Here is a 23,065-nt window from a genome sequence, read left to right on the forward strand (position 1 = left end):
TTAAAATAAGAGGGGAAGCGTTATTCATGTGGAGAGAAGAAAAAATTGAAACGGTAAAAGGAACATTTCAATATTTTTTTAAAGGAGATGGACCACCTCTTGCAGTAACTCATTTATTTAGTGAATTCAATGAAAGAGGAAATAATTTTGCAGATAAATTTACCGCACATTATTCTGTGTATTTAATTAATCTTCGAGGGTGTGGAGAGTCTGCGTCAGCAACATCTACCGATCAATTTAGTATGATAGAGGCAGTAAAAGATTTGGAAGCAATTCGCATAGCATTAAATGTTCCGATTTGGTCATTTGCAGGACATTCTACGGGCGGGATGCTGGCTTTGAAATATGCAATTGAATCTCCACAAAGCGTGAACAAGATTATTGCTGGAGGGTTGTCTGCTTCAAATGAATACATGAAACATCCGGATAGTATTTATTGTAAGAAGAACAAGGACAACCCTCGTATACTGGAAATAATAGAGAAGTTGGGACAGAAAGAAACGCCAATTGAAGAAAGAAGAGCTCTAGTAAAAGAGTGGGGTCTTATGTACGTATATAACAAACATCGATATGATGAAATGATAAAACGCCCCAATAGTGGGAAGGTAGTGAGCAACCGTCTCGATTATTATTCGTATGAAGAATTACCGTCTTATGATTTACGTCCTTACCTAGTAAATGTAAACGTTCCGGCTTATATTTATAGCGGACTACATGATAGACAGTGTCCCCATGTATTCTCAAAAGAAGCTGCAGACTTAATTCCGAATGCAACATTTACTACATTTAGTAATAGTAATCATAATCCTTTTATGGAGGAAGAGTCAGCGTTTGAAGATTTTGTTGTACAAACAATACAGAAGGAGAATAATATTGATGATTGACATACGTAATCTTTCACTCGATCCATTGAGAAGAGTAATAGTAATCTCCGATATACATGCAAGTTTAACTTTGTTCAAGGAATTGTTAAAAAAGCTCAATTATACCGAAGAAGATTACTTGTTTATTAATGGAGACCTCTGTGAAAAAGGTTTAAACAGCCTTGATTTAGTTCATTATGTACAATGGATGGATAAGAATTTACAACGGGTATTTATAACAAAAGGTAATTGCGATGTGGTTTTTCGTCATGTGTTTCGGGGAAATGATATAGGAAGACAGTACTTAAATACAAGGCCTCAATCAATGATGCATGAAATGATTGCTTCAACTGGACAATCTTTCTCAGACGGGATGTCGTTAACTAAAGCTTCTAGTATTTTTCAAGATAATTTTGAACAAGAAATTGAGTGGCTAGAATCATTGCCGATCGCTTATGAAACGGATGACTTCATTATTGTTCATGCTGCTGTTGATGAGTTGTGGCCAAATACCGAAGAAGCGGATGCTTTATATACTCCTGCCTTCTATGAAAAAGGTCACTCCGTAGATAAGCCAGTTATCGTCGGGCATTGGCCAGTAATTAATTACAGAACCGAAGAACTATCCACGCATAATCCGATTATCGATCTCGATAACAATATCATTGCAATAGATGGCGGAAATCAGATAAAAGCTAGCGGGCAACTAAATGCTCTTATCATTAATCAAGGTGAATATTCCTTTACATATGTGGATGAATTGAAAGATTCTATCACGATAAAACAGACTCATAATGATAGTTTAGGTTGGATGGGTTCTGTTAATTATCCGTATTATCAAATTGAACCTATTGAGAAAGAGCAATATTTTACACGCTGTAAAAATACTAACGCCAATATTCAACAGTGGGTGAAAAATGAATATATCCTAGAGAACAACGATGGGTATTATTGCAAAGAAGGAGTAAGTACTACAACAGTAAGTGTTAATCAGGGTGAGGAAGTTTACATATTAGATGATAATTGTGCGGGATATATCCTTATAAAGAGGTGCGATGGCATCATGGGTTGGATTCCAAAGTATTGTTTATATTAACTATTTCAAAAAATTAACCAGAAGGAGGATGAATTATGCTAAAACAACTTCAGCGACAACATCAGGTACAGATCCTTTGGATGGTTATATGTTCTATTGGGTTAGGAATAACGATTATTTGGCAAAGTTATCTCATTGTCTCCATTATAGAACAGATATTTTTACAAGGGAAAACAGTAAATGCTATAGGTGATTTATTTTTATTATTATTAGCAATGCTATTATTACGAATGTTATTTTCTTTTATAAATAAGCGTAACGGTACTAGAATGTCAACAAGTGTTAAGCAACAATTAAGGGAAGATGTATTAAATCATTTTACTGATCAAACTGTGTCTAATGCTGCAAAAGGGCAATCAGGAAATAAAACAAGCGTTTTTATGGATACTGTCGATGAGGTTGATGCATATTTCAGTCAGTATTTACCACAAATGATACAGTCATTTGTTGTCCCATTGCTAATTCTTGCGGTTATTTTTTGGACACATTGGACTACAGGAGTAATAATACTTGTCACTGCTCCATTTATTCCGATATTTATGATGATTATAGGGTTTAAGACAAAAGATAAATCCGAAGAGCAACTCTCACAAATGGCAGCTTTCTCGGGGACATTTTTAGATGTTTTACAGGGATTACCAACGATTCGTTTATTTGGTAAAGCCAAACAGCAACGGGAAAAGATTGCAAATAGTAGTGTTCGATTTCGTGATTCCACCATGGAAGTATTAAGAGTTGCTTTTACAAACTCTCTAGCCCTTGAATTTATTTCCATGTTAAGTATTGGGCTCATTGCTTTAGAAGTGGCGATTCGAATGATTATTTTTCAAGATATTTCTTTCTTCACTGGATTTCTAATGCTATTATTAGCTCCGGAATTTTTCAATCAATTAAAGGCATTAGGTACTGCATTTCATTCTGGAAGATCCAGTATGGGAGCCGGTAGCAAACTAGAAGCAATTTTTGGTGAAACAAATAATCAAGTTAAATGGGGAACGGAAGTGCTGCCTGCTACTAAGCCATCAAGATTAGAATTAAGAGATATGAATTTTAACTATGCTGATAGTAGTTTTCAATTACAATCTATTAATTTGATTGTTAATCCAAAAGAGCAAGTTGCCATCATTGGTGCTACAGGGGCTGGAAAGTCTACGATGCTTCATCTTATTGCTGGATTATTACCAGTTACAGAAGGAAGTTATTATATCGATAAATATAAACAAGAAGATGTGGATGAGCATGCTTGGTTTAAACAAATCATCTATATATCGCAGAATCCGTATTTATTTTCAGGAACTATTACTGAAAATATTGCTTTAGGTAGTACAAAAGTACATGATCGCGATGAGATTAAGCAAGCAGCAATGGAAGCAGGAATTTGGGAATGGATTGAGCAGCTTCCAGACGGGCTAGATACCAATATTGGTGAAGCTGGTAGAGGATTATCAGGTGGTGAAAAACAACGTGTTGTTTTAGCACGTACTTTCCTAAAAAGACCAAATATAATTCTATTTGATGAACCGACGACGGGATTAGATGTGCACACAGAAGAAGTTTTACAACAATCAATGGATAAACTGCGAGAACATGCAACAGTCATTACTGTCGCGCATCGTCTGCAAACTATCCGTTCTGCAGATAAAATAGTATTGATGGAACAGGGTTCTATTCGTGCAATCGGAACAGATAAAGAGTTGCTTCAAGAAGACGATTTATACCAGTCTATGATGAAATTGCAACAAGGAGGAGAGGCGTAATGCAAGAATTAAAACTCATCATGAAAATGACGCTGAAAGAAAGGAAAGACGTCCTCCTGTCTATTCTGTTTGGTTTCTTAGCTGGGGTTACGGCTGTTGCATTATTTGCATCCAGCGGATACTTAATATCAAAAGCTGCACTTACTCCACCAATATACACATTGATGATCATCGTTGCGATGGTAAAAATGTTAGGGATATCCTCGGCGCTCAGCCGTTATGGAGAAAGGTATTTTTCTCATCGAGGGACATTTTCAATGCTTCGTAATTTGCGCGTATACGTATATGAGAAAATCGAACCACTTTCAACTACGATATTACAAAAATATAGAAGTGGTGACATTCTAGCGCGTATTGTGGGCGATGTAGAATCTCTTCAACATTTTTTCTTAAGAGTATTTTATCCACCAATTGTTTTAATGACCGTTTTTATTGCGACGATTACATTTACAATGGTATTCTCCATACCAATAGCAATGGTAATTTTGATTGGGATGATCATCGTTGTGATCATTGTTCCTGGATTATTTTATCTCTATCAAAGAAGGATAGCTAGTAATGTTCGTTCGTATCGTGGGCAACTGTCTTCGGAGGTTACAGAGTATTTATATGGATTTACAGATCTGAAAATATACGGGCAAGCAGAGTCAAAAAAAGATAATATTCTTGATAAAGTTAATCTATATGAGCAAGCAAATCAACAAGCAAATAACCAACAAGCTTTTCGTGAGTCTTTATTGACATTTGTTTCATTTATCGTATCGGTTGCGGTTTTAGGGTTAGCTGGTTATTTTGTATCGATTGGTAACTTAGAAGGAATATTATTAGCAATGTTATTCATGATTTCGTTGACAGTGTTTGAAGACACATCAAATATGGCATTATTTCCTGCCTATTTAGAGGAAACAAAACAATCGGCGAATCGATTAGAAGAAGTGTGGAATGTGAATGAAGAAACAAGTGAACGGAAAAAGCCATTTGAATTGGAATCGAATTTAGCGCCAATTATTACTTTGGAGAACGTAACAAAGAGGTATCCAAGTACTCCTCGCCCTGTTGCGCAAAATATCTCCCTTCATTTTGAAGCTGGGTCTAAAATAGCCATTGTAGGTGCTAGTGGATCTGGTAAGTCGACAGTGTTACAGCTTATCCTTGGAATGATTCAGCCAACAGACGGTTTGATAAGGTGGAATAAAGATTCAATAGCTTATTTAGAAGAGGAAACATTATGGAAGCATGCGAACGTTTCATTGCAATCCAATCATTTTTTCTATGGAACAATTCGAGAAAATTTGCATTTAGCTAATTCTGAAGCAACAGATGACGAACTTCGTGAGGCTTTGGACAATGTGAATTTACATCAAATTCGATTGGATGATTTATTACAGGAACAAGGTTCCAACCTTTCAGGAGGAGAAAAACAACGACTAGCGTTAGCCCGACTCTTTATTCGAAGCGCTGCTATATGGGCATTAGATGAACCAACTTCTTCCTTAGATGCAGTGACTGAAAAACACATTTGGGATAAGATTGACCAATACTCAGAGAAAAGTACTGTCATTGTGGTAACACATCGTTTAACAAGATTACAAAAAATGGATGAAATCATTGTTATGGACCATGGGAAAGTTGTAGAAAAAGGAACATACCATAACTTGATGCAACATAACGGATATTTTAAACGTATGAAGGATTTGGAGAACGAAAAATTAAATTTATAATTGTACTGCCCGCTGAAAGGCTGAAATGAAACAAACCGCATTGGAATTGGAGTATAAACTAAACTGTGTAAGTAAGAATGCGTATGGTTCTTACTTACACAGTTTTTATATTTGGTAGAATAAAAGTAACGAAAAAGGAGCATTCCCCAACAAGAACGCTCTATTAAAAGTATTGTTTTTACGTGTAAAAGAACTCTAGACCAAATGGAAAGGTGGCCACATCCAAAACTGGGCAATGGTTATGAACCAACTTCTTTTACATGATGAGTTAAGAGATAGGGTGTTAAAGTACCTTGAGTAAACAGGGACTTACACACTTTATTTGACAAACCAAACCGCATTGGATTTTAATATCCGATGCGGTTTGGTTTGTCTCTACGTTTTTAAACGGCGCCCATCACTTTTCTTATCACGATCCATCTTTTAGTGCTACGTAGAATGATATTCCCATTGCGGCAAACAAAATAAGGAAGGGTGCGATAAAAATGAGAAAGTCATTAATCATGTCTAATCACTTCTTTCCTTTTTTATAATTTTCATCAAACAAGAATAACCTTAGCAGTAAATAAAGCGATGGTATTAATAATGCCATTCCTAGTATGAAGGCAATTATTAAAGCTATTGCCATTGCTTCATTTGTAAAGCCTTCAGATATCGTAATATATGGATATAAAAGATATGGGTAATGAGAAATACCATATCCGAAAAAGGCAAAAGCAAATTGACCAACTAGTAGCCAGAATGCTGTGATGTAGTTCTTACGCTTCCAAATTAACCATACGGTACCAATCCATAGAAGAAAAGATATTCCGAACATCCACCATAGGTCAATAATGTTGTTAAAGTGTTCTTCGTTATGGAAGCGCAGTTCTACAATAATTCCGGAAGCTGCAATGATAAGTGGAACGGACCAAACTAATGCATATTTGCGCATTAAATTTGTTGCTCCTTCATCACCAGTCTCATTTGCATACCAGGTCAAAAATACGGCTGAAATATAGAGAACAGAGATAATACTTAATACCACAATCGACCAAGTAAGTGGGCTCATAAATAAATCAAGATATTCAAGTTGTGGCTCTCCATTATTAAGGGTGATAAATCCACCTTCAGATATTGTCAATACAATAGAGAGGGAGGCTGGGAGTAATATTCCAGACGCTCCATACATAAATGCATATCCTTTATGCCCTTTCTTTCCATAAGATTCAAATGCATAATAAGACCCGCGGATTGCGAGTAAAATCAATGCTAAACTTCCAGGAACCAAGAGTATGGTACCAAAGTAAAATGCAGTTTCTGGAAAGAATCCAACGATTCCTACGAAGAAAAATACAAAAAATACATTTGTGACTTCCCATACTGGTGAAAGATAACGTTGAATAACTTTAGAAACAATATGTTGCTTCCCGGTTAAAATGCTGTATGCATTAAAGAATCCTGCACCGTAATCAATGGAACCAACGATGACATAGCCAAACAGGAATAACCAAAGCACAGAAATACCGATGATTTCTAATATCATTTTTGGTCACCACCTTGATAATTCTCGATGTCTTTTTCTATCGGACTTCTTTGGAACATTTTTCTTAATACAACTACAGTTCCTACTCCTAAGATAAGATAAAGTAGTACGAATAAGTAGAACATTATTCCAACATAATCACTGGTTGTTGCTGCTTCGTCAATCGTCATAATCCCTCGTAAAATCCAAGGCTGTCTACCAACTTCAGCCATCCACCAGCCAGCTTCGATAGCTAGGAATGATAATGGGCCTCCTAGAACGATGAGCCAACGGTACCATTTTGATTCGACGAAGTTCCAGCGTTTACGGATACCAAGCCAATAAATAAATGATAGACCAAGCATAAATACCCCGATAGTCACCATCGTGTCAAAGAAATAATGAATGATAAGTGGAGGTTGCTCGTCTTCAGGGAATTCATTTAGGCCAATAACTTCTGCGGTTGGCCAACTATGTGCTAATATACTTAGTGCGTAAGGGATTTCCAATGCGTATTGCGGTTCATTGTTGTCATCAAGAACTCCCCACATTACTAATGGCGCCTCTGAAGATGTTTCAAAATGCCACTCCGCAGCTGCTAATTTTTCTGGTTGATATTCTGCTAAATATTTACCAGAAAGGTCTCCAATTAACGCAGTTGCTAGAGCAAAGACAAAACCTACTTTCATTAGCATGTTAAGTGATTTCTTATGATATTCCCGATTTGACCCTTGTAATAGACGAAAGGCTGCAATTGCCGCTAAAACAAAAGCAATCGTCATATAACCAGTTGATAACACGTGCGCTACTTTTGTAGGCATGGATACCGTGAACATGGCAGCAAGTGGATTAGCATTAACAAGCTCGCCATTTACAATGTCAAAGCCGGCTGGAGAATTCATAAACGAGTTAACTACCGTAATAAAGTAAGCTGACATACCGCCACCTACAGCAACTGGTATGAGTAATAAGAAATGTTTTTTTTGATTATCGAAGCGGTCCCAAGTGTATAAGTAGATACCAAGAAAAATAGCTTCGAAAAAGAATGCAAATACTTCCATAAACAGAGGAAGTGCGATAATATTACCAGCTAACTCCATAAAACTTGGCCAAAGTAGGGAAAGCTGCAAACCAATAGCAGTACCAGTAACTACACCGACAGCTACTGTTACTATAAACCCTTTTGCCCAACGCCGGGCCATTAATAAGTAATGCATGTCATTTTTCTTAATTCCTATCCATTGAGCAATCATAATCATTAGTGGGACACCGACACCAATTGTGGCATAGATAATATGGAAAGAAAGCGTGAGTAAAGTCAGTAAGCGACTAGCATATACCGGATCATCGAATAACATTTGTTGACCTCCTTATAAGACAACCATATTGTATTAATTTACCCGGTGATGGTTAAAATTAATCGGAAACAATCGAAAAATAGTAATTTTTATCTTCTATAACGTTGCCTTGATGATACGTACGTTCGATAAAGGTTGCGTCGTTATTCTTATCGATTAAGATAATTGTCGAAGCTCTTGTCCCATAATTACCAGTATCTATAAACATAGAAGATAAATTTCGTTCTAATTGTAATCCAATACCGGTGTCAGGAAGGTCTTGATCATTTGGTTTATCCGCATTTTGTAAGATACGGAATAATGCCTCGTTAGAAATATCTTGATTACTTTCAAGGTGGTTTTGTAATAACCCCCTCGCTTTTACTACTTTTGGCCATGGAGTATTCAATTTATCGTTACTTAAGGAATGTATACCCGACACTAATTGTTCACTACTATTATAAATATTGTTGTACGTATAGAGGTTTTGGTAATTACCAAATAAAGCATTATATCCTGCATATAAGGATTTATTTTCTTCTAATCTGGATAAAAAATGTGATGCATCTATTTCATTATTTAAAAAATCAACAGGAATTTTTCCTCTTGAATATGTACCTGTCTCAGGAAGTGAAGGATTTCTGTAATTGGTGATTGCTGCAATTTTTCCTTGCTTTGTTATACCCAACCATGTACCTTTTGATTTTAAATCTCTTCCTGCTAAAATAGCTGGAGCATCATCCCAAAATGATGCTTTTGCAGTGGGGCGGTCATAGAATTCATCACGATTGGCAATCAATATAAATGGATATTCTGAATGTTTTTGGATAGCGAATGTTATTAAGCACATAATGATACCTCCTAGTCCATATTATAGATGGAACTATTTGATTTGACTAAAAATCAGATTGAAACACAATTTAGTTGTTGACATTTAAGGAGAAACTGATAATAATATATAACAATACAGTTGAACGTTTAACAGAGGAATAGTATGTAGATATCGAATGAAAGAGATCGGAATTTATTAGCTGAGAGATTCCGTCATTGCTGATTTATCAGAACCTACCTTTGGAGTCCCATGTAAACATGGGCGTTTAGCCAGCGTTAATGGTAGAAGTGAGATGCAAATCATTGCATCTAAGATGTGGTGGTACCGCGGAAGAAAACTCTTTCGTCCCTTTTATTGAATGGGGATGAAGGGGTTTTTTTATGTTCCAGGATATTATTAAATTTTGAAGCTGTGGAAAAAACGTACTAAGTTATAAAGTTATTTAGCCCGGTCCAGGACATGCGGTGATAAACGGGCGTTTGGGCTTTTGTTCTTATACCTGAAAATAGACACTTAGAGAATATTGAGGAGGAGAAGAATATGAATAAGAAGAGGGTAGTTATAAAAATTGGAAGTAGCTCACTAACGAATGAAAAAGGTGAAATTGATCATAAGAAACTAGGAGACCATGTGAATGCGTTAGCTATGTTACATCAACATAACTTTGAAGTTATTTTAGTTTCCTCAGGAGCTGTTGCAGCGGGTTTTCGAAACTTAGGATATTCTTCTAGACCGGTTACGTTAAAAGGAAAACAAGCATCCGCGGCGATTGGTCAAGGTCTACTTATTCATACTTATATGGATAAGTTTATGGAATACAATATTCGATCTGCTCAATTATTATTAACGAGGTCTGATTTTTCGGTCCAAAAACGGTATAAGAATGCTACATCTACTATGCTTGAATTACTAGAACGAGGAGTTATACCGATTATTAATGAAAACGACACAGTTGCTGTTGATGAGTTAACGTTCGGGGATAATGATATGCTTTCTGCTTTAGTTAGTGGTTCTATCCATGCAGCTCAATTAATAATATTAACCGATATTGATGGGATTTATGATAAACATCCTGGTAAATATGCGAGTGCTATGCGGTACGATACAATTGATTTAATTACTAATGATATGATACAGGAAACGGATGTTTCAGGATCGAAATTAGGTACTGGTGGTATGAAATCGAAACTGATGGCAGCAAAGGTAGCAGCTTCTCTCGGAGTCCCAGTTTTTATTGGTAAAGGGGTAGGAGTATCTAAATTACTAGAAATAGTAAATGGACATGGACAGGGAACGTATGTTAGAAGTTTCCGCAATAAACAAATTCCGATTCGTAAGCAATGGATTTCTTTGCATTCGACATTAGAGGGGAAAGTATTTATTGATGATGGGGCTACTCAAGCACTTATGCATAACGGCGGTAGTTTGTTGTCAGCTGGTGTGATTAATACTCAGGGAGATTTTGAAGATGGAGATGTTGTAGAAGTTTATAATCGAAGAAATTTATTAGGAAGAGGGCAAGTGAGTTGTTCGTCTGAAGAGCTCAACGCAGCCAACACATTAAAAAAAGCAAAACAGATGACGCAAATCCCTGCTATTGAGGTGATTCACAGAGATTCATGGGTTATGGTTGATCAAATAAAGGAGGAGTTCCAATGAGTGAAGTAATAGAGAAAGCGAAGCGTGCAAAACAAGCAAGTTTTAAAATGGCTCTATCTACAACGGACGACAAGAATGAAGCATTGCAATTAATATCACAAGCAATTATAAATCACAAGCAAGAAATATTAACTGCAAATGCTTTAGATATAGAAGAAGGGAAGAAAAAAGGGTTATCTGAAGCGGTTATCGATCGAATAAGATTGAATGAGGAAAGGTTACAAGATATAGCTGATGCAATTTTACAGGTAACTATATTAACTGATCCGATTGGAGAAGCTCTAGAAATAATAGAGAAAGATAATGGCTTATTTATTACCAAAAAGCGTGTTCCAATTGGTGTTATTGGTATGGTTTATGAAGCTAGACCGAATGTCACTGTAGATGCAGCTTCTCTTGCAATAAAAACAGGGAACTCAGTAGTTTTGCGTGGTAGTTCTTCAGCCATAGAGTCTAATAAAGCGCTTATTCAAGTTATTCATCAGTCATTGGCTTCCAGCTCTATACCAAAAGAAGCTGTGCAATTAATTGAGGATACTAGAAGAGAAGTAGCGAATCAATTTTTTCAATTAAATGAATATCTAGATGTTTTAATACCAAGAGGAGGTAAACAATTAATAGATACAGTGATAAAACAATCAACTGTACCTGTAATTGAAACTGGTGCAGGAAATTGCCATGTTTATCTAGATGAATCTGCTAAAGTAGAGATGGCAACGGAAATTGTTTTGAATGCAAAACTTCAGCGTCCATCTGTGTGTAATGCAATTGAGTCATTAATTATTCATAGACAGTGGTTTGAGGATCATGGTTTAGAATTATTAAAAACAATGCAATCTCATGATATCAAAATTCACGGTGATTCAGTCGTTATGGAAAAATTTCCACCAGCAATAAAAGCAGTGGAAAGGGACTGGGAAAAGGAATATTTATCAAGTGAAATAAGTGTAAAAATAGTTGATTCAGTATCAGAAGCTATCGATCACATCAATCGCTATGGTACACGTCATTCGGAAGCGATTATAACGGAAAACAAGATGAATGCTGAACAATTTCAGCTTCAAGTTGATGCTGCAGCAGTTTATCACAACGCTTCAACTAGATTTACAGATGGATTTGAATTCGGATATGGTGCAGAAATAGGAATTAGTACACAAAAATTACATGCTCGTGGTCCGATGGGGCTGGAGGCATTAACGTCGACTAAATTTGTGATTTCAGGATCAGGACAAATTCGCGAATAAAAAAACACCAAACTACTTCTAGATTATATCGGAAGTAGTTTGGTGTTTTTATAGGTTTTAGAAGCTTATTCCCAAATCTCTTTGGAAAGCTCTACAATATATCGTAATTTATTCCACTGATCCTCTTCTGTTAATTTATTTCCTTGATGAGTTGATGCAAATCCACATTGTGGACTAAGTGAAATTTGATCTAGCGGGATGTATTGTGACGCATCTTTGATTTTATTAATGATTTCTTCTTTGTCTTCTAGCACACCGAATTTAGAAGTGATTGCCCCAATGACGACCTGTGGGCCACCGTTAGGAATGTGAGAAAGAGGCTCAAAGCTTCCTGAACGATCATCATCATACTCTAAGAAAAATCCGTCCACTTTTTCATTAGCAAATAAGGTTGGGGCGATATGAGCATAACTTCCTTCAAATGCCCAGGCAGATCGATAGTTTCCTCTACATAAGTGTGTCGTTACTATTAAGTCATCTGGTTTATTCTCAAGTACACTGTTTACAACATGTAAAGATAAATCAATCAACTCTTGACGAGATAAATCTTCTTCAAATGTTATTAACTCATCTACGTTCAATCCAGCAATGTATACATCATCTAATTGCAGGTATCGACATCCAGCATCGTAAAATGCTTGAATTGCATCTCGATACGTACTAATAATATCCTCTGCATACGATTGGATATCTGGATAAACTTCAGGATTGCGCGTTCCTTTGTGAAATAATTGATTTGGACTAGGGATGGTTTGTTTTGCTACAGCACGATCCCCTACTATTTGTTGAAACTCAATGAAATCCTTCACAAATGAATGGTCTTTTGGAAAACTGATCTTTCCACTATTACGGATGTTATATCTCTCCGTTTCAATTCCTTTGAATAAGTAACCTTTTTCTGGAATATAACCTTCTATGCCATTTAATTCTTCTAAAAAGTCCGTATGCCACCATAATCGACGGAACTCACCGTCTGTAACAGCTTGTAAACCAACCTCAATTTGTTTGTCTACGATGCGCTCGATTTCTTCTGTTTGAATGTCTCGCAATTCTTTTTCTGAAATACTTCCATTTGTATAATCTTTTCTTGCCTGGTGTAAACGCTCTGGTCGTAGTAAGCTACCTACATGGTCTGCGCGAAATGGTGCTTTAATAACTGTTTTTGTCATGTTAATTTCCTTCTTTCTCCTTTAGATTTGGGCTAGTCTTATAGAGTAGGGTCTTGCTCTATGAAACTAGCATATGACAGTTCTGTACAGAGAATAGGGAAAAGTAAAAACCCCCTTCTACAAGTAAGAAGAGGGTACAGGAAACCGTACTATATACTCTTCTCATCTTCTAGCAATTACGCTACTGGAATTGGCACAGTACTTAATCAAATAAGTCTGTTGCCGAGGCTTCCTTGGGCCAGTCCCTCCACCTCTCTGGATAAGAATTGTCATATTTAATTAATAGAAATTTTATAAGATATTGAATATAGTGTCAAGACTTTTTTGAAAATAAAAAGTTTGTGCTTCTAGCCGGGCAGTACTACGCTGAACGAAAGATCATAAAGATTTCAAAACATGTAAAGTATTCGGCTCTGTTGAGGGCATTTAAGTCATGCATTTTGGAGTTAATATTAGCACGGATTCTCTACCTATATTAATTTGTTTTTGGAACTTATTTTAGTTCCTTTGTCTTGCAATTCCATCTTGGAACGATAAAATAACAATAAGCTCATTTATACATTGAATTGTTTTAGAAAGAGGTATTTCATGTTAACGAAAATTACAGAAGATATATTTCAATTCGTAGTTCGATTTAAAGGTGCAATGGGGGAAGTGAATTGTTATTTAATAAAAGGAGAGAATGGATATACTGTCATAGATACTGGTATTTATTCAACGGGAACTAAGGAAACATGGAAGACCGTTTTGGATAATTATCAGATTGAAAAACTAATATTAACCCATACTCATGAGGATCATATAGGATTGGCAAAGTGGTTTCAAGAGGAATATGCCATTCCTGTCTTTGTTTCTAGAAGAGGGTATAAAGAAATGCTAAAGGGAAGAGACCGAAAAGTACATATGGAAAGAATGAAAGCATTAATAAAGCGTCATGGTACACCACCATTACCGTTAAAAATAAAGGATTTTTCTTTTATCTATGATTTTGAACCGGACGGATTTTTTGATGATTTTGATGAAGTGGTTTTAGGAAATAAACCTTATCAAGCGATTTGGACACCAGGACATGCACCAGATCACTACTGTTTTTATAATACGCAAGAGGAAGTAATGATTATAGGAGATCATGTGATAGAGCATCTTTCACCAGTTATTGGGTTATGGATGGGAGAAGAGTTGAACCCTTTAAAGGATTATTTACCATCCTTATTAGAATTACAGGAATATCCAAGTAAGTTAGCATTACCCGGCCATGGAAAAGTGATGGTAAATTTATCAGAACGGATAACGGAAACGTATAACCGACATCTTTTTCGACTTGAAGAACTCAAACGACTTCTATCAGACAAACCGATGTCAGCTTTTAAAATCACTACAAAAATTTATGGACCGATGAAAGGGACTGCTTTTGTCAGTCAATTTATGGCAACATTAACACGTTTAATTTATTTAGCAGAAAAAGAGGATATACAAAGTGTAGAGGAGAACGGTAAAGTACTCTACAAGGCGAAATAAACAATCGAAAATAGATGTTTAATGTAATGTACGAACGGTTAGAATGATAGAACGCAAAGATAGGAGAAAAATGTATGTATAAAAATTCAGAACGCTTTATTACAGCATTTAATCGTATAGACAAAGCATTAAAATCACAATTACAGAAAAAAGAAATGGGTTTCTCAAGAGCAGTCCGTGTTTTATCAGATTCTAATGCTACGATAAAACGATATTACGATGATTTATTGGAATTTGCTGAACTGAGAAATGCAATTATTCATAACCGTATCAATGTTTCCTATGCGATTGCAGAACCTCATGATACAATTGTGGAACGAATCGAAAAAATAGAAGAAGATTTTACAAGTCCAAAACAAGTAAAGAATGCATTTATAAAACAAGTGGTTACATTCCAATTAAACGATTCTGTACAAAAGTTACTTCAGGTAGTAAGAGATAGAGGATTAACGAAGTTACCGATATATAAGCATCAAGATTTTAAAGGTTTAATTACACATAAGGGCATTGCTCGTTGGATCGCAAATTCAATGAATGATAGTCAACAGATCACTAATGCAACTGCTGAAGATATTTTACAATATGAAAAATCAGATAATCATCTTTTTATAAGCGAGGAAATGTCTGTATATGAAGCTGCTGAGGTATTTTCAGAACAAGTCGGAAAAGGGAATCGGCTCGCGGCATTGCTTATAACAAAAACAGGGAAAGAGGATGAAAAGTTGGTAGGCATAATTACCAATTGGGATATTATGGAGATATAGGGGGAGTCTGGAATGGTTAAGTTTGCAGCGATAGATTTTGAAACAGCAAACGAAAAAAGAAATAGTGCCTGTTCCGTAGGTGTAGTAATTATGAATGATACTGAAATTATAGATGAGTTTTACACGCTCATTAATCCGTTAGCTTCATTCCGCTCAGGAAATGTCTTTATACATGGAATTACCGAAGAACAAGTACAGGAGGCACCGACCTTTGCTGAATTATGGCCAACATTATCAGCGTATTTAGAAGACACGATATTAATTGCCCACAATGCAAGTTTTGATATGAGTGTTCTACGTCAATCTTTGAATAAATACGACATCCCATGTCCAAATTATACGTCGCTCTGTACGGTTAAAATCTCACGGTTAATTTGGCCGCAATTAGAAAATCATAAATTACATACGGTGGCAAATCACCACGGTATAGCGTTAAATCATCATCATGCGATGGATGATGCTCGAGCGTCTGCAAAAATCTTTTTGGCATCTTTGGCAGAGCAGAAAATAGGTACAACGGAAGAATTTATAGAACGGTGGCTCGTTTCCAAAAAAGGAAAATCAGCTAGAAAACCAAAAGCTACAAAATTATATTTCTAGATTAAATAGGATTAGGGCATAACAAATGATCATTTCAATTTGTTTGAAAACCCCCTACAGAAATATACTACGCTTACCCAGCATCGGAAGTTGATCCCCGGATGCATATGTATTCGGGGCAATTATGCATTGTTCCCATAGGATAAGAAGACCTCGAAGCAATACTTCTCAATCAGAAAATCGATTATTGATTTTCAAAGAGTATCCACATATTTCTTATGTTTATTCTAGCTATCTCCGTCTTTTGAACAAAATACCTTTTGTTTTATTTCAATTCTTCTTTATTATAAATCACACAGTGACAACCTCATATATCTGAATTATAATAATAGTTAAATAATTATAAGGGGAGTGAGGTCATTGGAATTAAATCAAATCGATACAGAGTTAGATAGATTAATTAATCGAGTACGAAGAAATACATTAGGCGATCTATTAACAAGAACAAGTGAGCGCTATCCGGATAAAAATGCAATCGCTTACAGGTCTGAAAGACTAACCTATCAAGAACTTGATAACCTTGTAAATCAAACAGCTAATGGATTTCTGAATATCGGGATTAAAAAGGGTGACAAGCTAATTTTAGTTTCAAAAAATAGTTTGGACTTTGTACTTGTCACGTATGCACTTGCTAAAATTGGAGCAGTATTAATTCCTGTTAATTACATGCTTACATCCCAGGAAATACGGTATATATTAGAAAATTCAATGGCAATAGGTGTAATGGCGTCTACTGAATTTAGAGATGTAGTAATAGCTGCAGCAGAAGATAAAAACCTTGAACATTATATAGCCTTAGAAGTTGTACCAACAGAGGTGGAATCAAGCGGTCAGTGGATAGCATTAAATCAAATTCAATCGAATCAATCTTCTACAATGCCAGAGGTGGAAATTTATGATGATGATTTAGCACATATATTGTATACAAGTGGAACTGAATCAAAACCAAAAGGTGTAATGTTGACTCATAAAAGTATCGTAAGTGAATATGTCAGTACTATTATTGATTGTAAAATGGAAAGTCATGATATTTCTATACATGCATTGCCTCTTTATCATAGTGCACAACTTCATGTATTCTTAGGTCCAAGTATATACATCGGATCAAGTGGCGTCATCCTTCCTTCTGCTAGTCCGGAATTAATCTTAGAAACCATTGAAAAAGAGCAAGTAACTCAATTATTTTGCCCTCCAACTGTATGGATTGGCTTATTACGGCATCCAGATTTTAATAAAAGAGATTTAAGTTCCTTGAAAAAAGGTTACTATGGAGCAGCAATTATGCCAATGGAAATTATTAAAGAGTTGACGGAAAGACTTCCGCAAATCGAACTTTGGAACTGCTATGGGCAGACAGAAGTAGCTCCATTAGCAACGGTACTACAACCAAAAGACCAATTACGAAAGTTAGGTTCAGCTGGATTACCGAGTTTAAATGTACAGACAAAAATTATAGATGCCAATGGAGAGGAAGTTGCTCGCGGAATCGTTGGAGAAATTGTACATCGAACCCCTCACGCGATGACGGGATATTTATATGCTACAGAAAAAACGAAAGAGGCGTTTAAGCACGGATGGTTCCATAGTGGAGATTTAGGATTTATGGATGAAGAAGGGTATATCACGATTGTAGATCGCAAGAAGGATATGATAATTACTGGAGGAGTAAATGTATCTAGTCGTGAAGTTGAAGAGGTTATATATGAAATTGATGGCGTATCAGAAGTAGCTGTAATTAGTGTTCCAGATCCTTATTGGGGAGAAGCAGTTACTGCTATTATTGTATTAAAAGAAGAAAATATAGTTACAAAACAACAAGTCATCGAATATTGCAGTGGTCGGTTATCCAAGTTTAAAATACCAAAATATGTAGATTTTACGGATGTATTACCGAAAAATCCGAGCGGAAAAGTCTTAAAACGATCGTTACGAAATAATTATGAAGATGTGGATTTTTCTACTTTGTGAATATAGATCTGAATGTATATCCTTGTCTAGAATACGAACAATAAGACAAGGAGGTGGTCGGATTGAACCAAAAAAATACTAATTGGAGCAAAAAACAAGTAAACTCTAGTGTGAATCCACAGGGGAAGTCAGAAGATGAAGCTAGTCAGTCCCCAGAAAGCCAATTAGAACAACGTGCTAAGAAAAAGAATACAAAGTTATAGGAAAAAATTAGTAAATATAGCTTATTGATAAATAGGACAAAAAACGTTATGATATCTCTACAAGCTACATTGTTCGTATTAATATAAGTTTTAACCTCTAATGTTGGAATAGGGAGTTTTACATCGAAATTGGAATGCCGAGCCGCCGTTGAAGCGGAAGGCAGGAAGTTTTCTGCGAACACCCACTTTGCGAAGTGGTGGTTTAAAACTTTTTATTACAAGATACGGCAAATGTGGCCTGTATACATAATTTTAATGATTAAGCCCGTTCTCATCAGAGAGCGGGCTTTTTTTCTTGTATGGCACTATTACTGAAGCTAGACACTTTTTGGATAAGCACAGTAGGTTTCTGTAGGAGGTTTTCAAAAATAATCATTCTGTTTACTCTTTTACTTGAATACTTTTTCCGGATGTATCCTTAAAACGATAACAAAAAGTAATCAAATTATATTCTAAAATAGAATTATTCAATTCTTCTGTTTATTGATATTCTAAGAGTAAGAATCGATAAGGGGAGAATTAGAATGGACTTTAAAATTAAAAACATTGATCACATCCAGTTATCAGCACCAACAGGATCTGAGGATGAAGCGAGAGATTTTTATATTAATATACTCGGGTTTGAAGAAGAAATAAAACCAAAGGTATTACAGAAAAATGGTGGTGTTTGGTTTAAATCAGAGGGAGTTTCTTTGCATATAGGTATTGAGGAACCCTTCCAATCGCTAAAAAAAGCACATCCTGCAATCGAAGTAGAAAATCTTCCAATTTTCCAACGTTATATAGAAGAAAAAGGGATAGTGACACAATCCGATAATAAACTACCAGGTGCGATCCGATTTTATGTGCGCGACCCTTTCGGTAATCGTTTAGAGTTTTTAGAGTGGAACAAAAAATAACTTTTATTCCAAAAAAGTGTATCCATGTTTGTTCAGGAGAAAAATGGCATTGATGATTGAAGTTTTGTTTTATCACAATTGTGAGAAAGGTTTTTCTTTTTTATAATAGCTTGTTTTTTTGCCTGCAAATGCTATACTGAATACATTCTTCATCTTGAAACCTTATATATAGTTTTTTCATATAATCGCGGGGATATGGCCTGCAAGTTTCTACCGGTTTACCGTAAATGAACCGACTATGGAAAAGCGGAAAATTCGATATTCTATCTATCAAACTCAAAGACTATCGTTTTTAAATTTTCGACATTTCAAGCTCGGAAATCTGCTTTTTTATAGGCGGATTTTCGAGCTTTTTATATTTTAGGAGGAATGGAAGCATGGAGTTACTAAAGAATAAAATCATCGAAGAAGGAAGAGTGTTGTCGGATACTGTGTTAAAGGTTGATTCTTTTCTAAATCATCAAGTAGACCCTAAATTAATGAAGCAAGTTGGAGAAGAATTTGCAAAAAAATTTAGAAATACTGGAATTACAAAAATATTAACCATTGAATCTTCAGGAATTGCACCTGCAACAATGACAGGTTTGGAGTTAGACGTTCCAGTAATTTTTGCAAGAAAAAGAAAATCGCTCACACTAACCGATCATCTTTTTACTGCGGAAGTATACTCCTATACAAAAAAGACATCGAATGAAATTTCTGTTTCAAAAGATTTTCTCCATGAAGACGATATTGTCTTAGTTATGGATGATTTCTTAGCAAATGGCCAAGCAGCCTTAGGTCTATTAGAAATAGCGAAACAAGCGAAAGCGACAGTAGTGGGTGTAGGTATTGTAATCGAAAAAGGTTTTCAAACTGGCGGAAAACAGCTAAGAGATAAAGGTATTCGAGTAGAATCTTTAGCCATAGTAGAATCATTATCGGATGGAACAGTAAGGTTTAAAGAGGAGGCTCGTATATAATGAAGATCGCAGCTCTGGGATTTCAACATGTATTAGCAATGTATGCAGGAGCCATTTTAGTACCATTAATTGTTGGGGAAGCGCTTGGGCTAACAGTTGAACAATTAACATATCTTGTAGCCATCGATATCTTTATGTGTGGTATTGCTACACTATTTCAAGTTATGAATAATCGTTTCTTTGGTATTGGTTTGCCAGTAGTATTAGGATGTACATTTACAGCAGTTGCACCAATGATTGCCATTGGTGGGCAATATGGGATAACTGCTATCTATGGAGCGATTATTGTTTCAGGTATATTTGTAGTTCTAATTAGTGGATTTTTCGGCAAACTTGTTCGATTTTTCCCACCAGTTGTAACTGGCTCAGTAGTAACCATCATTGGTATTACTCTAATTCCAGTCGCTATTAACAATCTTGGCGGTGGACAAGGTGCAAGTGACTTTGGTTCATTAGCAAATATTTCACTTGGATTTGGCACATTATTATTTATTATACTTATGTATCGCTTTACAACTGGATTTTTACGCTCCATATCTATTTTAATTGGATTAGCTATAGGTACAATTATTGCTAGTTTCATGGGAAGAGTTGATTTTACGGCAGTTGCAGATGCGTCTTACTTCCATATGATTCAACCTTTTTATTTTGGGACTCCGACCTTTGAATGGCCGGCAATTATTACAATGATATTAGTTGCGATGGTATCGTTAGTGGAATCTACCGGAGTATATTTTGCTTTAGGGGATATCACAGATAAGAAATTAAAAGAGAAAGATTTAACGAAAGGATATCGTGCAGAAGGGTTGGCCATTTTACTAGGTGGGATATTTAATGCTTTACAATATACAGCATTTTCTCAAAACGTTGGTTTAATTCAAATGACTGGCGTGAAAAAATTAAGAGTAATTGTTGTTGCGGGTATCATGTTGATTGCTTTAGGATTAATACCAAAAATAGCAGCACTTACTACAATTATTCCAACAGCTGTATTAGGAGGGGCAATGGTAGCAATGTTTGGTATGGTCATTGCTCAAGGGATCAAGATGCTTAGTGCAGTAATTAGCGACTCGCATGAAAATTCTATGATCATTGCATGCTCCGTTGGGATGGGCTTAGGTGTTACAGTTGTCCCAGAACTATTTGCACAAATTCCGAATAGTTTACAAATATTAACGAGTAATGGAATTGTAGCAGGTAGCGTAACTGCAATAGTATTAAATATATTATTTCATATGTTACCACAGCGTTCTAAAAAACAACAAACAACTGATAGCAGAGAGTTAGCAGAGGATATTGTTTAATAAAAGATTCATTTCAAGGAAGAGGATATTATGCTGTAGGAGCATAATATCCTCTTTTCTTCGTTGTCTAGGAAATTATAAAATTTTGGGTCTGTGGATAAACAACTAAGTTAATTAGCTACGTCCAGCTCCAGCACCCATCACCTATTGTCCTTCCGGAAACCTCCTTAGGATAAAGAAGACTGCCGAGTGTTCTTTGTGAGGCATAGTCGCACTTATACCCGTGCGGTGAAAGTCAACATCGATTCGCATACGCTTATCGTGTTTCCTTTATCTCAAAGAAATAAAGAAGTTCGACCAGTCGAACCCCCCCTTGAAAAACAGGGGCGCAGGACATACGGTGATAAACGGGCGCTTGCGCTTTTGTTCTATTATATGAATTTAATATCCTTGGTATAAAATTCAAATATTACACTGTTTTGTTTTCGATGGCAGATCCTAGCAGAGTTTTCAGCATCATCTTTACTAATTAATCGTTTTTTATAAAAATTAGCAATTATGAAATTGGTTCTATTGTAATATTTGTTAACTTAGATAAAATGATACATATAATTAAAAATTATAAACTACTATTTTTCTTCCAATATCATAGAATAAAAGAATAGGGGCGTTGTTATGATTGATATTCCATATTTTCTATTTGTAATTTATTTATTAGGAATACTATTTGTTTTATGTATTTCCGTTGTACATTGGATTCGAAGAGAGTTTGAAATACTTTCTAGTTTAGGTATTATTCTTTCATTATTACTACCATTGATGACTTTTCTTTTTAGTATTTACAGACTAGAAGGCACAAATGAAATTGTTTATATTTGGAATCAACTAAGAAATGCGAATGGATGGGCGATAGTTATAGTCTTTGGGCATTTATTTTTACTTGTTTGGATGATTATTGGAATTCAAATGAAGGAAGTATATCAATGGACAAAAGGACTTATTAGCCGTATTCAGAATAAATGGAAACAACGTACTAATCATAGCCAAAGAGAGATTAGTGAGAAATAGATTTTTATTTTGGTAATTTAATCTGAAGTTGAGGGTAGGTAAGAATATTGAAAACAGAGAAGCAAAAGATGATAGACGGCGAATTATATAAACCAGCGGACCCTGAATTATATAAAGCGAGACAATTTGCGAGAAGAGCAACTCGCTACTATAATGCGACAACGGAAGAGGATGTTGTAAAACGTTCAGGTATGTTAAAAGAATTATTTGGTAGTACCGGAAAAAATATTTTTATTGAACCTCATTTTCGATGTGACTATGGTTTTAATATTCATATTGGGGAGAATTTCTACGCTAATTTTGATTGTATATTGTTGGATATTTGTGAAATAAGAATTGGTGAAGATTGTATGTTGGCACCAGGAGTCAAGATTTTTACTGCTACTCATCCACTTCACCCAGTTGAAAGAAAGAGCGGACTGGAGTATGGAAAGCCTGTTACCATAGGAGATAATGTCTGGATTGGTGGCGGAGCAATTATTAATCCCGGTGTAACAATCGGAGATAATGCGGTAATAGCTTCAGGTGCCGTTGTTACGAAAAACGTTCCTACAAATACAGTGTACGGAGGAAACCCGGCAAAGTTTATGAAAGAGATATTGTTATAGTGCGTGTTCAAAAAGAAAAGACTGAGAAAATTGAGGTGGTGTAGCTTTA

General features: G+C 35.7%; 21 protein-coding genes, 1 other RNA gene, 1 pseudogene and 2 riboswitches. Of the genes and pseudogenes, 18 read left to right on the top strand and 5 right to left on the bottom strand.

Translation table 11 applies throughout. The annotated features are described in order from the left end of the window. Positions 1-26: 26 nt before the first annotated feature. The 5 genes and pseudogenes from OB_RS05565 to OB_RS18295 form a co-directional block, all read left to right on the top strand. Positions 27-884 carry an alpha/beta fold hydrolase gene (locus tag OB_RS05565; RefSeq protein ID WP_011065447.1) on the top strand — a complete coding sequence of 286 codons (858 nt, stop codon included), beginning with the start codon at positions 27-29 and terminating at the stop codon, positions 882-884. Further along, positions 877-1,959: a metallophosphoesterase gene (locus OB_RS05570; RefSeq protein ID WP_041544106.1), complete on the top strand. Its 1,083-nt coding sequence runs from the start codon at positions 877-879 to the stop codon at positions 1,957-1,959. Before OB_RS05565 ends, OB_RS05570 begins: the two co-directional genes overlap by 8 nt. Positions 1,960-1,994: 35 nt before the next feature. Further along, complete coding sequence (gene cydD, locus OB_RS05575; protein WP_011065449.1) at positions 1,995-3,716, top strand: thiol reductant ABC exporter subunit CydD; 1,722 nt, start codon at positions 1,995-1,997, stop codon at positions 3,714-3,716. Further along, entirely contained in the window at positions 3,716-5,437 is a 1,722-nt protein-coding gene (cydC, locus tag OB_RS05580; RefSeq protein ID WP_011065450.1) for a thiol reductant ABC exporter subunit CydC, read from the top strand. Before cydD ends, cydC begins: the two co-directional genes overlap by 1 nt. A 121-nt stretch (positions 5,438-5,558) precedes the next feature. Next, positions 5,559-5,738 (top strand): annotated as a pseudogene (locus OB_RS18295) (IS256 family transposase); the annotation flags it as partial. Between the two features lie 108 nt (positions 5,739-5,846). Here OB_RS18295 and cydS read toward each other — a convergent pair. The 4 genes from cydS to OB_RS05595 are packed head-to-tail and all read right to left on the bottom strand — an operon-like array spanning position 5,847 to position 9,128. After that, positions 5,847-5,942, bottom strand: a complete 96-nt coding sequence (cydS, locus tag OB_RS18875) for a cytochrome bd oxidase small subunit CydS (protein WP_375544880.1) — start codon at positions 5,940-5,942, stop codon at positions 5,847-5,849. Between the two features lie 6 nt (positions 5,943-5,948). Further along, positions 5,949-6,962, bottom strand: a complete 1,014-nt coding sequence (locus OB_RS05585) for a cytochrome d ubiquinol oxidase subunit II (RefSeq protein WP_011065451.1) — start codon at positions 6,960-6,962, stop codon at positions 5,949-5,951. Beyond that, entirely contained in the window at positions 6,959-8,299 is a 1,341-nt protein-coding gene (locus OB_RS05590) for a cytochrome ubiquinol oxidase subunit I (protein WP_011065452.1), read from the bottom strand. Before OB_RS05590 ends, OB_RS05585 begins: the two co-directional genes overlap by 4 nt. Positions 8,300-8,357: 58 nt before the next feature. After that, complete coding sequence (locus OB_RS05595) at positions 8,358-9,128, bottom strand: NRDE family protein (protein WP_011065453.1); 771 nt, start codon at positions 9,126-9,128, stop codon at positions 8,358-8,360. Positions 9,129-9,650: 522 nt separating this feature from the next. Here OB_RS05595 and proB point away from each other — a divergent pair. Beyond that, positions 9,651-10,769: a glutamate 5-kinase gene (gene proB, locus OB_RS05600; protein WP_011065454.1), complete on the top strand. Its 1,119-nt coding sequence runs from the start codon at positions 9,651-9,653 to the stop codon at positions 10,767-10,769. Beyond that, positions 10,766-12,013, top strand: a complete 1,248-nt coding sequence (locus tag OB_RS05605) for a glutamate-5-semialdehyde dehydrogenase (RefSeq protein ID WP_011065455.1) — start codon at positions 10,766-10,768, stop codon at positions 12,011-12,013. The genes proB and OB_RS05605 overlap by 4 nt, the downstream gene beginning before the upstream one ends. A 65-nt stretch (positions 12,014-12,078) precedes the next feature. Here OB_RS05605 and OB_RS05610 read toward each other — a convergent pair whose 3' ends face one another. Next, the gene (locus OB_RS05610) at positions 12,079-13,182 is read right to left on the bottom strand and encodes a 5-methyltetrahydropteroyltriglutamate--homocysteine S-methyltransferase (RefSeq protein WP_011065456.1); all 1,104 of its coding nucleotides are present in this window, start codon (positions 13,180-13,182) and stop codon (positions 12,079-12,081) included. Between the two features lie 159 nt (positions 13,183-13,341). Then, positions 13,342-13,448: riboswitch (SAM riboswitch) on the bottom strand. A gap of 322 nt (positions 13,449-13,770) precedes the next feature. Here OB_RS05610 and OB_RS05615 point away from each other — a divergent pair. The 11 genes from OB_RS05615 to OB_RS05655 all read left to right on the top strand — a co-directional run bounded on the left by OB_RS05615 (position 13,771) and on the right by OB_RS05655 (position 23,016). Then, positions 13,771-14,700, top strand: a complete 930-nt coding sequence (locus OB_RS05615) for an MBL fold metallo-hydrolase (RefSeq protein WP_011065457.1) — start codon at positions 13,771-13,773, stop codon at positions 14,698-14,700. Between the two features lie 74 nt (positions 14,701-14,774). Next, a complete protein-coding gene (locus tag OB_RS05620; RefSeq protein WP_011065458.1) occupies positions 14,775-15,464 on the top strand; it encodes a CBS domain-containing protein in 690 nt (229 codons plus the stop codon). A gap of 12 nt (positions 15,465-15,476) precedes the next feature. Further along, positions 15,477-16,064: a 3'-5' exonuclease gene (locus tag OB_RS05625; protein WP_011065459.1), complete on the top strand. Its 588-nt coding sequence runs from the start codon at positions 15,477-15,479 to the stop codon at positions 16,062-16,064. 360 nt (positions 16,065-16,424) lie between these two features. Next, positions 16,425-18,032, top strand: coding sequence for an acyl-CoA synthetase (locus OB_RS05630; RefSeq protein ID WP_011065460.1), 1,608 nt, complete (start codon positions 16,425-16,427; stop codon positions 18,030-18,032). 62 nt (positions 18,033-18,094) lie between these two features. Next, entirely contained in the window at positions 18,095-18,235 is a 141-nt protein-coding gene (sspL, locus tag OB_RS17920; RefSeq protein ID WP_070097410.1) for a small, acid-soluble spore protein L, read from the top strand. Between the two features lie 58 nt (positions 18,236-18,293). Beyond that, positions 18,294-18,479: non-coding RNA, 6S RNA (gene ssrS / locus OB_RS17925), on the top strand. A 280-nt stretch (positions 18,480-18,759) separates the two neighbouring features. Then, positions 18,760-19,134: a VOC family protein gene (locus OB_RS05635; protein ID WP_011065461.1), complete on the top strand. Its 375-nt coding sequence runs from the start codon at positions 18,760-18,762 to the stop codon at positions 19,132-19,134. Between the two features lie 157 nt (positions 19,135-19,291). Beyond that, positions 19,292-19,393, top strand: a riboswitch (purine riboswitch). Positions 19,394-19,511: 118 nt separating this feature from the next. Continuing rightward, on the top strand, positions 19,512-20,096 hold the full coding sequence (locus tag OB_RS05640; protein ID WP_011065462.1) for a xanthine phosphoribosyltransferase: 585 nt from the start codon (positions 19,512-19,514) through the stop codon (positions 20,094-20,096). After that, positions 20,096-21,400: a nucleobase:cation symporter-2 family protein gene (locus tag OB_RS05645; protein WP_011065463.1), complete on the top strand. Its 1,305-nt coding sequence runs from the start codon at positions 20,096-20,098 to the stop codon at positions 21,398-21,400. Before OB_RS05640 ends, OB_RS05645 begins: the two co-directional genes overlap by 1 nt. Before the next feature lie 615 nt (positions 21,401-22,015). Next, positions 22,016-22,408, top strand: coding sequence for a hypothetical protein (locus OB_RS05650; RefSeq protein ID WP_011065464.1), 393 nt, complete (start codon positions 22,016-22,018; stop codon positions 22,406-22,408). A 47-nt stretch (positions 22,409-22,455) separates the two neighbouring features. Beyond that, the gene (locus tag OB_RS05655; RefSeq protein WP_041544107.1) at positions 22,456-23,016 is read left to right on the top strand and encodes a sugar O-acetyltransferase; all 561 of its coding nucleotides are present in this window, start codon (positions 22,456-22,458) and stop codon (positions 23,014-23,016) included. Positions 23,017-23,065 lie beyond the last annotated feature (49 nt).

This window comes from Oceanobacillus iheyensis HTE831 (genome assembly GCF_000011245.1).
Taxonomy (GTDB): Bacteria; Bacillota; Bacilli; order Bacillales; family Amphibacillaceae; genus Oceanobacillus; species Oceanobacillus iheyensis.

Coding starts and splice junctions, on each gene's coding strand:
- OB_RS05565 (WP_011065447.1), top strand. CDS start 27: ATGTGGAGAGAAGAAAAAATTGAAACGGTAAAAGGAACATTTCAATAT.
- OB_RS05570 (WP_041544106.1), top strand. CDS start 877: ATGATTGACATACGTAATCTTTCACTCGATCCATTGAGAAGAGTAATA.
- cydD (WP_011065449.1), top strand. CDS start 1,995: ATGCTAAAACAACTTCAGCGACAACATCAGGTACAGATCCTTTGGATG.
- cydC (WP_011065450.1), top strand. CDS start 3,716: ATGCAAGAATTAAAACTCATCATGAAAATGACGCTGAAAGAAAGGAAA.
- cydS (WP_375544880.1), bottom strand. CDS start 5,942: ATGATTAATGACTTTCTCATTTTTATCGCACCCTTCCTTATTTTGTTT.
- OB_RS05585 (WP_011065451.1), bottom strand. CDS start 6,962: ATGATATTAGAAATCATCGGTATTTCTGTGCTTTGGTTATTCCTGTTT.
- OB_RS05590 (WP_011065452.1), bottom strand. CDS start 8,299: ATGTTATTCGATGATCCGGTATATGCTAGTCGCTTACTGACTTTACTC.
- OB_RS05595 (WP_011065453.1), bottom strand. CDS start 9,128: ATGTGCTTAATAACATTCGCTATCCAAAAACATTCAGAATATCCATTT.
- proB (WP_011065454.1), top strand. CDS start 9,651: ATGAATAAGAAGAGGGTAGTTATAAAAATTGGAAGTAGCTCACTAACG.
- OB_RS05605 (WP_011065455.1), top strand. CDS start 10,766: ATGAGTGAAGTAATAGAGAAAGCGAAGCGTGCAAAACAAGCAAGTTTT.
- OB_RS05610 (WP_011065456.1), bottom strand. CDS start 13,182: ATGACAAAAACAGTTATTAAAGCACCATTTCGCGCAGACCATGTAGGT.
- OB_RS05615 (WP_011065457.1), top strand. CDS start 13,771: ATGTTAACGAAAATTACAGAAGATATATTTCAATTCGTAGTTCGATTT.
- OB_RS05620 (WP_011065458.1), top strand. CDS start 14,775: ATGTATAAAAATTCAGAACGCTTTATTACAGCATTTAATCGTATAGAC.
- OB_RS05625 (WP_011065459.1), top strand. CDS start 15,477: ATGGTTAAGTTTGCAGCGATAGATTTTGAAACAGCAAACGAAAAAAGA.
- OB_RS05635 (WP_011065461.1), top strand. CDS start 18,760: ATGGACTTTAAAATTAAAAACATTGATCACATCCAGTTATCAGCACCA.
- OB_RS05640 (WP_011065462.1), top strand. CDS start 19,512: ATGGAGTTACTAAAGAATAAAATCATCGAAGAAGGAAGAGTGTTGTCG.
- OB_RS05645 (WP_011065463.1), top strand. CDS start 20,096: ATGAAGATCGCAGCTCTGGGATTTCAACATGTATTAGCAATGTATGCA.
- OB_RS05650 (WP_011065464.1), top strand. CDS start 22,016: ATGATTGATATTCCATATTTTCTATTTGTAATTTATTTATTAGGAATA.